Source organism: Pseudomonas sp. B6001 (assembly GCF_013386015.1).
Lineage (GTDB): Bacteria > Pseudomonadota > Gammaproteobacteria > Pseudomonadales > Pseudomonadaceae > Aquipseudomonas.
On the sequence record NZ_JACAOX010000002.1, the window covers coordinates 696,099 to 708,287 of the forward strand.

General features: G+C 60.3%; 12 protein-coding genes. 8 read left to right on the forward strand and 4 right to left on the reverse strand.

Going from position 1 to position 12,189, the window contains the following annotated elements:
- Positions 1–42 precede the first annotated feature (42 nt).
- Complete coding sequence (locus tag HX821_RS05560) at positions 43–1,098, forward strand: aminopeptidase (RefSeq protein ID WP_177035387.1); 1,056 nt, start codon at positions 43–45, stop codon at positions 1,096–1,098.
- A gap of 96 nt (positions 1,099–1,194) precedes the next feature.
- Here HX821_RS05560 and HX821_RS05565 read toward each other — a convergent pair whose 3' ends face one another.
- Both HX821_RS05565 and HX821_RS05570 read right to left on the reverse strand, forming a co-directional pair.
- Positions 1,195–1,848 (reverse strand): HAD family hydrolase, encoded by a 654-nt coding sequence (locus HX821_RS05565; protein WP_177009008.1) that lies wholly within the window; start codon positions 1,846–1,848, stop codon positions 1,195–1,197.
- A gap of 11 nt (positions 1,849–1,859) precedes the next feature.
- Positions 1,860–2,402 (reverse strand): gamma carbonic anhydrase family protein, encoded by a 543-nt coding sequence (locus HX821_RS05570; RefSeq protein WP_003214876.1) that lies wholly within the window; start codon positions 2,400–2,402, stop codon positions 1,860–1,862.
- A gap of 54 nt (positions 2,403–2,456) precedes the next feature.
- Between HX821_RS05570 and prlC the strand changes: the two genes are divergently transcribed.
- Positions 2,457–4,556 (forward strand): oligopeptidase A, encoded by a 2,100-nt coding sequence (gene prlC / locus HX821_RS05575; protein WP_173406107.1) that lies wholly within the window; start codon positions 2,457–2,459, stop codon positions 4,554–4,556.
- On the forward strand, positions 4,553–4,825 hold the full coding sequence (locus HX821_RS05580; RefSeq protein ID WP_003214872.1) for a YheV family putative zinc ribbon protein: 273 nt from the start codon (positions 4,553–4,555) through the stop codon (positions 4,823–4,825). The genes prlC and HX821_RS05580 overlap by 4 nt, the downstream gene beginning before the upstream one ends.
- A gap of 27 nt (positions 4,826–4,852) precedes the next feature.
- On the opposite strand, the gene HX821_RS05585 is transcribed toward HX821_RS05580, so the two are convergent.
- Positions 4,853–5,539 (reverse strand): tyrosine-protein phosphatase, encoded by a 687-nt coding sequence (locus HX821_RS05585; protein ID WP_177035388.1) that lies wholly within the window; start codon positions 5,537–5,539, stop codon positions 4,853–4,855.
- A 284-nt stretch (positions 5,540–5,823) separates the two neighbouring features.
- On the opposite strand from HX821_RS05585, the gene HX821_RS05590 reads away from it, so the two are divergent.
- Genes HX821_RS05590 through HX821_RS05600 form a run of 3 tightly spaced genes read left to right on the forward strand, consistent with a single transcriptional unit; the run spans position 5,824 to position 9,647 of the window.
- Positions 5,824–6,564, forward strand: coding sequence for a gluconate 2-dehydrogenase subunit 3 family protein (locus tag HX821_RS05590; RefSeq protein ID WP_003214869.1), 741 nt, complete (start codon positions 5,824–5,826; stop codon positions 6,562–6,564).
- A 2-nt stretch (positions 6,565–6,566) separates the two neighbouring features.
- The gene (locus HX821_RS05595) at positions 6,567–8,351 is read left to right on the forward strand and encodes a GMC family oxidoreductase (RefSeq protein WP_003214867.1); all 1,785 of its coding nucleotides are present in this window, start codon (positions 6,567–6,569) and stop codon (positions 8,349–8,351) included.
- 12 nt (positions 8,352–8,363) lie between these two features.
- Positions 8,364–9,647 carry a cytochrome c gene (locus HX821_RS05600; protein WP_177035389.1) on the forward strand — a complete coding sequence of 428 codons (1,284 nt, stop codon included), beginning with the start codon at positions 8,364–8,366 and terminating at the stop codon, positions 9,645–9,647.
- 54 nt (positions 9,648–9,701) lie between these two features.
- On the opposite strand, the gene HX821_RS05605 is transcribed toward HX821_RS05600, so the two are convergent.
- Positions 9,702–9,887, reverse strand: a complete 186-nt coding sequence (locus HX821_RS05605) for a hypothetical protein (RefSeq protein WP_173406106.1) — start codon at positions 9,885–9,887, stop codon at positions 9,702–9,704.
- Between the two features lie 287 nt (positions 9,888–10,174).
- On the opposite strand from HX821_RS05605, the gene HX821_RS05610 reads away from it, so the two are divergent.
- Positions 10,175–11,233, forward strand: a complete 1,059-nt coding sequence (locus tag HX821_RS05610) for a PA0069 family radical SAM protein (RefSeq protein WP_177035390.1) — start codon at positions 10,175–10,177, stop codon at positions 11,231–11,233.
- A gap of 196 nt (positions 11,234–11,429) precedes the next feature.
- Positions 11,430–12,161, forward strand: coding sequence for a carbonic anhydrase (locus HX821_RS05615; RefSeq protein WP_076013306.1), 732 nt, complete (start codon positions 11,430–11,432; stop codon positions 12,159–12,161).
- Positions 12,162–12,189: the final 28 nt, after the last annotated feature.

The window sequence follows — 12,189 nt, forward strand, 5'->3', positions numbered from 1 at the left end:
GGCGAGATAGTCTGGCGGGATGGTTACCGGCGAGAGGTTTTAATGGTCAGGCGTTTGCTTCCCGGCTTGATGCTGCTGTTGCTCAGCGGCTGTTCCAGCGTCAGTTATTACAGCCAACTGGCAGACGGCCAATGGCAATTGCTGCGTGCCCGGGAGCCGGTCTCCGCGGTCGTCGCCGACCCGTCCCGGCCACAGGTGCTGCGCGAGCACTTGGCGCAGTCGCAGAAAGCCCGCACCTTCGCCAGCGAACACCTGCACCTGCCGGATAACCAGAGTTACCGGCTGTATGCCGATATCGGCCGTCCTTACGTGGTCTGGAACGTGTTCGCCACGCCTGAATTTTCCCTGTCCCCGCAAACCCACTGCTTCCCGATTGCCGGTTGCGTGGCCTATCGCGGCTACTACAACCAGGGCGCCGCACGCGGCCAGGCGGCTTTGTTGAAGCAGCAAGGGATGGATGTGTCGATTGGCGGCGTGGAGGCCTATTCCACCCTCGGCTGGTTCAACGACCCGATCATGAGTTCGATGATGAGCTGGGGGGACGAGCGCCTGGCCACGCTGATTTTTCATGAGCTGGCGCACCAGCGGTTTTATGTGAAGGACGACACCGAGTTCAACGAGTCGTACGCCACCTTCGTCGAGCAGGAAGGTACCCGGCAATGGCGCGCAGCCCAAGGCTTGCCGCCTGCCAGCGAGTCAGCGCTGAAACAGCGCGACCAGTTCACCCGGCTGGTGCTCGATACCCGCAAACGCCTGGAGCAGTTGTATGCGCAGCCGCTGACGGCAGATGCCATGCGCCAGGCCAAGGCCGCTGAATTCGAGCGCCTGCGCAGTGACTACCGGCACATGCGCGATAGCCAGTGGGGTGGCGACAAGCGTTATGACGCCTGGGTCAACCTGCCGATGAACAACGCAAGGTTGCTGCCGTTTGGGCTGTATGACCAGTGGGTGCCGGCGTTCGTCGCGTTGTTCCGGCAGGAAGGCGGGGATTGGCCGAAGTTCTTTGCGGCGGTGGAGAAGCTGGGCGGGTTGCCGGTGGATCAGCGCAAGGCGGCCCTGAGGGCGTTGGAGGGATCCGGGCAAGTGGTTGGCCGGTAGGGCCTCATCGCGGGCAAGCCCGGCTCCCACATTTGACTGAGTTGTCTTGGCCGACCGTGATCAAATGTGGGAGCTGGCTTGCCTGCGATAGCGCATTCAAGGCCGTTGCAAAAACGCCTGATGCAGCTCGGCCAATGTTTCAAAATGCCAGGTCGGCGCCTCGGCACTCAGCTCTTCATGGCTGCCAAACCCATAACCCACCGCCGCCGAATCCAGCCCATTGCTGCGGGCCCCGATCAGGTCGTGCTTGCGGTCGCCAATCATCAAGGTGCTGGCCGGGTCCAGGCTTTCTTGCGCCATCAGGTGGGCGATCAACTCGACCTTGTTGGTGCGCGTGCCGTCCAGCTCGCTGCCGTAGATCACCTTGAAGTGCTTGGCGAAATCAAAATGCCGGGCGATTTCCCGGGCAAATACCCAAGGCTTGGACGTGGCTACATACAGCTGGCGGCCCTGGCCATTCAATTCCTCAAGCAGCGGCATCACGCCGTCGAACACGCGGTTTTCGTACAGGCCGGTGACCTTGAAGCGCTCGCGGTAGAAGTTCACCGCTTCCCAGGCCTTGGCTTCGTCGAAACCATAAAACTGCATGAACGCTTGCAGCAGCGGCGGGCCGATAAAGTGCTCGAGTTTGGTCAGGTCCGGCTCATCGATCCCCAGTTTGGCGAGGGCGTACTGGATCGAGCGGGTGATGCCTTCGCGCGGGTCGGTGAGGGTGCCATCGAGGTCGAACAAAACGGTCTGGTAATGCATGGGTGTCCTTGTCATTGGTCGAAGCCTTCGGCCAGGTGCAGGTCTTTGAGCTTTACGTAGTTCGCGGCGCTGTAGGTGAAAAATGCCCGTTCCTTGTCAGTCAGCGGGCGGATTTGTTTAACCGGGCTGCCAACATACAAAAAACCGCTCTCAAGTTTCTTGCCCGGCGGCACCAGGCTGCCGGCGCCGATGATCACCTCGTCTTCCACCACGGCGCCGTCCATCACAATGCTGCCCATGCCGATCAGGATCCGGCTGCCTACCGTGCAGCCATGCAGCATGACCTTGTGGGCAATGGTCACATCGTCGCCGATCAGCAGCGGGAAACCATCAGGATTGAAGGGGCCTGCGTGGGTAATGTGCAGCACGCAGCCGTCCTGCACGCTGGTGCGCGCACCGATGCGGATGCGGTGCATGTCGCCGCGGATCACCGTCAGCGGCCATACCGAGCTGTCGGTGCCGATTTCGACGTCGCCGATCACCACCGCCGATGCATCGACGAAAGCCCCGGCGGCCAGGGCCGGCGTGTGATTCTGGTAGGTGCGAAGGGTCACGATAGGCTCTCTCTCTTCTGCTGATAGCTGCGGTGGGCGTTGATTGTAATTAAGATGGCCCCATCTTTGTTCTTACATGTTTCTTCAGCCAAGGTGCCAACCGTGAGCGCGAACAACCCTCTTCTGCAGTCCTACGACCTGCCGCCGTTCTCGGCGATCCGTGCCGAGCACGTACAGCCGGCCATTGAACAGATCCTCGCCGACAACCGCGTCGCCATCGAAGGGATCCTGCAAAGCCAGGGTAAAAATCCGACCTGGGCCGGGCTGGTGCTGGCCATGGACGAACTCAATGACCGCCTGGGTGCCGCCTGGAGCCCGGTCAGCCACCTGAATGCCGTGTGCAACAGCGCCGAACTGCGGGAAGCCTACGAGGCGTGCCTGCCGGCACTGAGCGCCTACTCCACCGAGATGGGCCAGAACCGCGAGTTGTTCCAGGCCTTCGACGCCCTGGCCAACAGCCCGGAAGCCGCCGGCTTCGACGTGGCGCAAAAAACCATCCTGGAACACTCCCTGCGGGACTTCCGTCTGTCGGGTATCGATTTGCCGCCTGAACAGCAAAAGCGTTATGCCGAAGTGCAGAGCAAGCTCTCCGAACTGGGCAGCAAGTTCTCCAACCAATTGCTCGATGCCACCCAGGCCTGGACCAAGCACGTCACTGACGAAGCAACCCTCGCCGGCCTGACCGATTCCTCCAAGGCGCAAATGGCTGCGGCTGCCCAGGCCAAGGGCCTCGACGGCTGGCTGATCACCCTGGAATTCCCAAGCTACTACGCGGTGATGACCTACGCCCACGACCGCGCCCTGCGTGAAGAAATCTACGCAGCCTACTGCACCCGCGCGTCGGACCAAGGCCCGAATGCCGGTCAGAATGATAATGGCCCGGTCATGGAACAGATCCTCGACCTGCGTCAGGAGCTGGCGCAACTGCTGGGCTTCGCCTCGTTCTCCGAGCTGAGCCTGGCCACCAAAATGGCCGAGTCCAGCGACCAGGTGCTGAGCTTCCTGCGTGACCTGGCCAAGCGCAGCAAGCCGTTTGCCACCCAGGACCTGCAACAGCTCAAGGCCTATGCCGCCGAACAAGGCTGCGCGGACCTGCAAAGCTGGGACAGCGGTTTCTACGGCGAAAAACTGCGTGAGCAGCGTTACAGCGTTTCCCAGGAAGCCCTGCGCGCCTACTTCCCGATCGACAAGGTACTCAGCGGTCTGTTCGCCATCGTGCAACGCCTGTATGGCATCGAGATCGCCGAGCAGAAAGGCTTCGACACCTGGCACCCGGATGTTCGCCTGTTCGAAATCAAGGAAAACGGCCAGCACGTCGGCCGCTTCTTTTTCGACCTGTACGCCCGCGCCAACAAGCGTGGGGGTGCCTGGATGGACGGCGCCCGTGACCGTCGCCGCACGGTTGATGGCGTGCTGCAAAGCCCGGTGGCCAACCTGGTGTGCAACTTCACCCCGGCCGACAGCGGCAAGCCTGCCCTGCTGACCCACAATGAAGTGACCACGCTGTTCCACGAATTCGGCCACGGCCTGCACCACCTGCTGACCCGTGTCGAGCACGCCGGCGTGTCCGGCATCAACGGCGTGGCCTGGGATGCGGTGGAGTTGCCGAGCCAGTTCATGGAGAACTGGTGCTGGGAGCCGGAAGGCCTTGCGCTGATTTCCGGTCACTATGAAACCGGTGAGCCGCTGCCACAGGACTTGCTGGAAAAAATGCTCGCGGCGAAGAACTTCCAGTCCGGCCTGATGATGGTTCGCCAGTTGGAGTTCTCGCTGTTCGACTTCGAGCTGCACGCCACCCACGGCGATGGCCGCAGCGTGCTGCAGGTGCTGGAAGGCGTGCGTGATGAGGTGTCGGTGATGCGTCCGCCCGCCTACAACCGCTTCCCCAACAGCTTCGCGCATATCTTCGCTGGCGGTTACGCCGCGGGTTACTACAGCTACAAGTGGGCGGAAGTGCTGTCGGCCGATGCCTTCTCCAAGTTCGAAGAAGATGGCGTGCTCAATGCCGAGACTGGCCGGGCGTTCCGCGAGGCGATCCTGGCCCGTGGCGGTTCCCAGGCACCGATGGTGCTGTTCGTCGATTTCCGCGGACGTGCGCCGTCGATTGACGCACTCTTGCGCCACAGCGGCCTGAGTGAGGACGCGGCAGCATGAGTGAAGCACCTGTGAAAACCAAAAAACGCTTTATCGCCGGGGCAGTCTGCCCGGCGTGCAGCGAGCCGGACAAGTTGATGATGTGGAGCGAGGACGATGTTCCGCACCGCGAATGCGTGGCTTGCGGCTATTCCGACACGCTGAATGAACAAGGTCTGTCAGTGCCCAAGGAATTGGGTACGCGGGTCAATACGTCGGCGTTGAAAGCACCGGACCCCAAGGTGCAAGCGGTGCAGTTCTTCCCTAATCCGAAGCTGAAGAAAGACTGATCGTGAAGCGCTCCCTGGGTTGATGGCTCAGGGAGCGACCACCCAGGCGGTTTTTTCCTCGGCCGGGTCTTTGGCGTTGTCCGCGGTATTCAGCCAGCTTTTCATCGAGCACAGCGCAAAGGCGCTGGTGCTGCATTCGCCGTTGGCCAGTGCAGTGCGTAACTTGTCGACATCCGCCTTCATCATGTAGCGAACGCCGTCCTTGAAGCCGCTACTGGCGCCGAAGCCGCCCAAGGTCATTTCGTTCAGCGCGTCTTCCTTGCTCCATCCCTGAATCACCACCCGATACATCGCCGCCACCAGGCCCGTGCGGTCGGAGCCGTGTTTGCAGTGCATCAGCACCGGGCCGTTGGCTTCGGCATCCTGAATCGCGCGCAACGCTGCGAGCACATCGGCGTCATCGACATGGTTGGTGCGATAGGACAATTGCACCTGGTTGATACCGGGTGATTTCAGCCACTTGGCATCGGACTCGGGCAGAAAGTTGATCACCGTTCCGATCTTGAGCTTTTCCAATACAGGAACAGCACCGCTATCCGGCAGCGCGCTGCGATAGAGCGTGGGCGTCATTTGATACAGGTTGTATTGATTGCCCACAGGCTGGGCCCATTCCAACGAACGAATGGGCGTGAGCTCTTCGGCCTGGGACGGTGCGGTGGTGAACAGCGCCATGAACACGAGGCTGACGGCAGGCAGCAATTGATTCTTGAACATGCGCGATGTAACCGAATAGGGAAGGGGCTGATGGGGCCCAGATTCGCCTACAGGGGGTCAATGCCGTGTGAGGTACTCGTCAAAGAATCGTGAATAAGCCGGCTCCGGGCAGATTTTTTCGCGCTGAAACGATTTTCCCCAATCCTTAGCCTGCTATCCTTTGTAACTATTGATTGCTGCTGTGTTCTATCCCCTTGGGTCCTTTGGATCCCATTTACTGCCAAAACTATAAGTCGTTCCTCGAAGCGGCTGATAAATCCGTGACCACATGATGAGGTGCCACCATGTCTGATCAAGATCAAGACAACCCCCGGCGTGAGTTTTTACGCAAATCCTTGACCTTGATCCCCGTGGTCACTGTCGCCAGCACGGGCCTGGGCGGTTCGATGCTGATGGCGGTTCCCGAACCGGCTCAAGCCAGCCCGGAGAAGGCGCCCGTCAGCAGCAAGGCCTATGAGCCGAGCTATTTCACTGCCGAGGAATGGGCCTTTATCAACGCGGCCGTTGCGCGCCTGATCCCGGCGGACGACCAGGGCCCAGGCGCCCTGGAAGCCGGTGCGCCGGAATACATCGACCGTCAGATGAACACGCCGTACGCGGCTGGCGCCCTGTGGTTCATGCAAGGCCCGTTCAATGCCGACGCGCCGCCTGAAATGGGCTGGCAGAGCAAATTGGTGCCCAAGGAGATCTACCGCCTGGGCATCGCTGCCACGGATGCCTGGTCGAAAGCGATGAACGGTAAGTTATTTGCCGAGCAAGACAGCGCTACCCAGGAAAAGTTGTTGCAGCGCCTGGAGGCCGGCGACGCGCAGTTCGACAGCGTCCCGCCGAAGATTTTCTTCAATCTGTTGCTGCAAAACACCAAGGAAGGGTTCTTTTGCGACCCGGTCCACGGTGGCAACAAAGGCATGGTCGGCTGGACCATGATCGGCTTCCCCGGCGCCCGCGCCGATTTCATGGATTGGGTTGAACGCAACGAGCAATACCCCTTCCCGGCTGTTTCGATCCGTGGCGAGAGGGCGTAAACGTGGCGACCATCATGAAGAAAGTGGATGCAGTGATTGTCGGCTTTGGCTGGACCGGCGCGATCATGGCCAAGGAGCTGACGGAAGCAGGCCTCAACGTGGTAGCGCTGGAGCGCGGCCCGATGCAGGACACCTACCCGGACGGCAACTATCCCCAGGTCATCGACGAACTGACCTACAGCGTGCGCAAGAAACTCTTTCAGGACATCTCCAAGGAAACCGTGACCATTCGCCATAGCGTGAATGACGTGGCGATGCCCAACCGCCAACTGGGCGCTTTCCTGCCTGGCAACGGTGTCGGCGGTGCAGGCCTGCACTGGTCCGGCGTGCACTTTCGGGTGGACCCGATCGAGTTGCGCATGCGTAGCCATTACGAAGAGCGCTACGGGAAAAACTTCATTCCCAAGGACATGACCATCCAGGATTTCGGCGTCAGCTATGAAGAGCTGGAACCATTCTTCGACTATGCCGAAAAAGTCTTCGGCACCTCCGGGCAAGCCTGGACGGTGAAGGGCCAGTTGGTGGGCGAAGGCAAGGGCGGCAACCCTTATGCGCCGGATCGCTCCAATCACTTCCCGCTGGAATCGCAGAAGAACACAGTCTCCGCACAGCTGTTCCAGAAGGCCGCCACGGCCGTGGGGTACAAGCCCTACAACCTGCCTTCCGCGAATACATCGGGGCCGTACACCAACCCTTACGGCGCCCAGATGGGCCCGTGCAACTTCTGCGGCTTCTGCAGCGGTTATGTCTGCTACATGTATTCCAAGGCTTCGCCGAACGTGAACATCCTGCCGGCCTTGCGCCAGGAACCCAAGTTCGAACTGCGGCCCAATTCCCACGTGCTGAAGGTCAATCTCGACAGCACCAGGAGCAAGGCGACCGGCGTGACGTATGTCGACGCCCAGGGGCGGGAATGCGAGCAGCCGGCGGACCTGGTGATCCTCGGTTCCTTCCAGTTCAACAACGTGCGCCTGATGCTGCTGTCGGGCATCGGCAAACCCTACGACCCGATCTCCGGTGAGGGCGTGGTGGGCCGCAACTTCGCCTACCAGAACATGGCCACCATCAAGGCGTTCTTCGACAAGGACGTGCACACCAACAACTTCATCGGTGCCGGCGGCAATGGCGTGGCGGTCGATGACTTCAACGCCGACAACTTCGACCACGGGCCGCACGGCTTTGTGGGCGGCTCGCCGATGTGGGTCAACCAGGCGGGCAGCCGGCCGATTGCGGGCACCTCCAACCCGCCGGGCACGCCGGCCTGGGGCAGCGCGTGGAAGCGCGCCACGGCTGATTACTACACCCATCAGGTGTCGATGGATGCCCATGGCGCCCACCAATCCTACCGTGGCAACTACCTCGACCTGGACCCGGTTTACCGCGATGCCTACGGCCTGCCGCTGCTGCGCATGACCTTCGACTGGCAGGAAAACGACATCAAGATGAACCGCTTCATGGTCGAAAAAATGAGCAAGATCGCCGAAGCGATGAACCCCAAGGCGATTGCCTTGCTGGGCAAAAAGGTGGGGGAGCACTTCAACACCGCGTCTTACCAGACCACCCACCTCAACGGTGGCGCGATCATGGGCACCGACCCGAAAACCAGTGCCTTGAACCGCTACCTGCAGTGCTGGGACGTACACAACGTGTTTGTCCCGGGCGCTTCCGCGTTCCCACAAGGCTTGGGCTACAACCCTACGGGCCTGGTGGCGGCGCTGACCTACTGGTCGGCGCGGGCAATTCGCGAGCAGTACCTGAAAAACCCCGGCCCACTGGTTCAGGCATAAGGAGCGATGACCATGAAAGCATTTGTTATCGCGTCCCTGGCTTTGTTCAGCAGCTGCTCGGTGAGTGCGGCTGAAACCGATCTGGTCAAACAGGGTGAATACCTGGCGCGCGCCGGTGACTGCGTGGCCTGCCACACCGCCAAGGGCGGCAAACCGTTCGCCGGTGGCCTGCCGATGGAAACCCCGATCGGCACCATCTACTCCACCAACATCACCCCGGATAAAACCGGCCTGGGCGACTACAGCTTCGAAGACTTCGACCAGGCCGTGCGCCATGGCGTCGCCAAGAACGGTAGTACGCTTTACCCGGCGATGCCCTACCCGTCTTACGCGCGGGTCAGCGAAAGCGACATGCAGGCGCTGTACGCGTACTTCATGAAGGGCGTGGAGCCGGTGGCGCAGGTGAACAAGGACAGCGACATTCCCTGGCCGTTGAGCATGCGTTGGCCGTTGGCCGGGTGGCGCTGGATGTTCGCCCCCAAGGTTGAGGACTACCAGGCCCAGGCGGGCGCCGACCCGGTGATCAGCCGTGGCGCGTATCTGGTGGAAGGCCTCGGCCACTGCGGCGCTTGCCACACACCACGGGCCCTGACCATGCAGGAAAAATCCCTGAGTGCGTCGGATGGCAGCGCTTTCCTGTCCGGCAGTGCGCCGCTGGAAGGCTGGATTGCCAAAAGCCTGCGGGGCGACCACAAGGACGGCCTGGGTAGCTGGAGCGAAGACCAACTGGTGCAATTCCTCAAGACCGGGCGCAGTGATCGCAGCGCGGTGTTTGGCGGCATGAGCGACGTTGTGGTCCACAGCATGCAGTACATGTCGGAAGAGGATCTGACGGCTATCGCCCGTTACCTCAAGAGCTTGCCGGCGGTGGATCCCAAGGATCAGCCGCACCAGTACGACAAGCAGGTCGCCGATGCGCTGTGGAAGGGTGATGACAGCAAGCCGGGTGCCTCGGTGTACATCGACAACTGCGCGGCGTGCCACCGTACCGACGGCCACGGCTACACCCGCGTGTTCCCGGCGCTGGCGGGCAACCCGGTATTGCAGACGGCGGATGCGACGTCGCTGATCAACATCGTGTTGAACGGCGGCACGTTGCCGGCGACGCATACGGCACCTTCGACCTTCACCATGCCGGCGTTTGCCTGGCGGCTGTCGGATCAGGAAGTGGCGGATGTCGTCAGTTTCGTTCGGGACAGTTGGGGTAATAAGGGAGAGCCTGTAAAGGCTTCGCAAGTGAAAGACTTGCGAAAAGATGCAGTAACTACCGAAGCTGATCAAACTTCAGAGAGGTAGTGTCAGTTGCCAGGTTTATAGTTTTATATATAAGCCTGGCAACTAGCCGATCAATTATCGAGGGGCGCAGGTTTTTACAAAGCTATTCGCCATGTTCAGGAAGATGGTCTTGTCCTGTTCATCGAAGTCGCCGTCGTTATCCAGGTCGGTGGTGGTGGAGGTGGTGTCGTAGTGCCCGTCCCTGTTGGAGGAAGAGGCATACATGGCGTAGGACAGTTTACCGTCGGTAAAGCGCTCCATTAATACTTCCGGGCTGTTATCTTTTTCAAAGTCTTCGCATGTAAAGCGTAGTTCATCCTGAGACATAAATATCCTGTAGGTGGTAATGAGTTAAGTTGTGATCATAGCGATGTGTTAATAACTTTATCCATGTCACATATGTCGCGATTTATTTCTTGTTTGGTTACATGTAGGAAGGTGTCATTCCGTTCGTGCGAAGGTCGATGCTAGACCGCGCCGCCCAGTGGTGCTGGTGAAAAGCGATCTTCTCGAATACTGTATATGGATACAGTTTATGAGGTCTGACTATGAATGTCCCTTTGCCGCCTCGCGGGCGCGGCACGGCCACCAACCTGCACAACCGTTTTGCGCCCACCGTCAGCGTGGCGGAAGACGACGGTTGGTATCAGGAAGTGCCACAGACCCAGGGCACCGAAGTCCGTATCGAAACCGCGAAAACCATCATTACCCGCAACAGCTCGCCGGATATCCCGTTTGACCGGGCGATCAACCCGTATCGCGGCTGCGAGCATGGTTGTATCTACTGCTATGCGCGGCCCAGCCACGCGTATTGGGACCTGTCGCCGGGGCTGGACTTCGAAACCAAGCTGATCGCCAAGACCAACGCCGCCGACGTGCTTGAGCAGCAACTGTCGAAACCGGGCTACACCTGCGCGCCGATCAACCTGGGCTCCAACACCGACCCGTACCAGCCCATCGAGCGCGAGTACAAGATCACCCGGCAAACCCTCGAAGTGCTGCTGCGCTACCGTCATCCGGTGACGATCATTACCAAGGGCTCGCTGATCCTGCGGGACCTCGACCTGCTGACAGCGCTGGCGCAGCAGCGGCTGGTGGCGGTGATGATCAGCCTCACCAGCCTGGACGACGAACTCAAGCGCATCCTCGAACCGCGCACGGCTGCACCCAAGGCCCGGCTGCGGGCGATCCGGGTGATGCGTGAGGCGGGGATACCGGTAGGCGTGTTGTGTTCGCCGATGATCCCGATGATCAACGACAGCGAGCTGGAAAGCCTGCTGGCCGAAGCTCATGCCGCGGGGGCACAGAGCGCGGCGTACATGATGCTGCGTTTGCCTCTGGAGGTGGCGCCGCTGTTTGAGGAATGGCTGGCGGCCCATTACCCGCAGCGCGCGGCCCATGTGATGAGCCTGGTGCGGCAGGTGCGCGGCGGTGAGGTCTACGACAGCCGCTTCGGTGTACGCATGCGTGGCGAAGGGCCGTTTGCCGATTTGCTGGCGCAACGTTTCGCCAAGGCGATCAAACGATTGGGGCTCAACCGACGGGAAGGGTTTAATCTGGACTGCACGGTGTTTTGTCCGCCGGGCAGACAGATGGCTTTATTGTAAACTGCTGGATAAGCGTACTTTTCTGTAGCAATAGTCGCGTTTTGATATCACTGAAAGCCCTGATCTAGAGCGGTTCATTCAGTTTGAGTTAAGTTTCGGCGGGTACCTTGTTCATCGAGTGACTAATGAGTCGGCGTTTCAGTTCGGGCGCCGGCCGCACTGGAAAACTCCCCTGCTCCAACCAAGAGGATGAATTATGAGTGACAAGGATAAACAGCCGTTGGCTGCGTCGGCTTCAGCCCCTCACGAGGCGGAATCCGCCGATGCAGCGCTGCAGCACATCGTTGAAGGCTTTTTGCATTTCCATAACGAGATCTTCCCCCAGCAGGAAGAGCTCTTCAAAAAACTCGCCACGGCCCAGAGCCCGCGGGCGATGTTCATTACCTGTGCCGACTCGCGCATCGTTCCCGAGCTGATCACCCAAAGCTCCCCTGGGGATTTGTTCGTGACCCGTAACGTCGGTAACGTCGTGCCCCCTTATGGGCAGATGAACGGCGGTGTTTCCACGGCTATCGAGTACGCCGTACTGGCCCTTGGTGTGCAGCACATCATCATTTGCGGCCACTCCGACTGCGGCGCCATGCGCGCGGTGCTCAACCCCCAAAGCCTGGAAAAAATGCCCACGGTAAAGGCCTGGCTGCGCCACGCCGAGGTCGCCAAGACCATGGTCCAGGACAACTGCGATTGCGCCAACGAACACGAAAGCATGCACGTGCTGACCGAAGAAAACGTGATCGCCCAACTGCAGCACCTGCGCACTCATCCCTCCGTGGCCTCGCGCATGGCCAACGGGCATTTGTTTATCCATGGCTGGGTCTACGACATCGAGACCAGCGAAATCAGGGCCTACGATGCGGATCAGGCAGCGTTCCTGCCCTTGAACGGTACCCAGCCGATTCCATCCGCGACGCCTAAAGCGCGCTTCTAAAACAATCCCCTGTCGGGTAACGCGATGG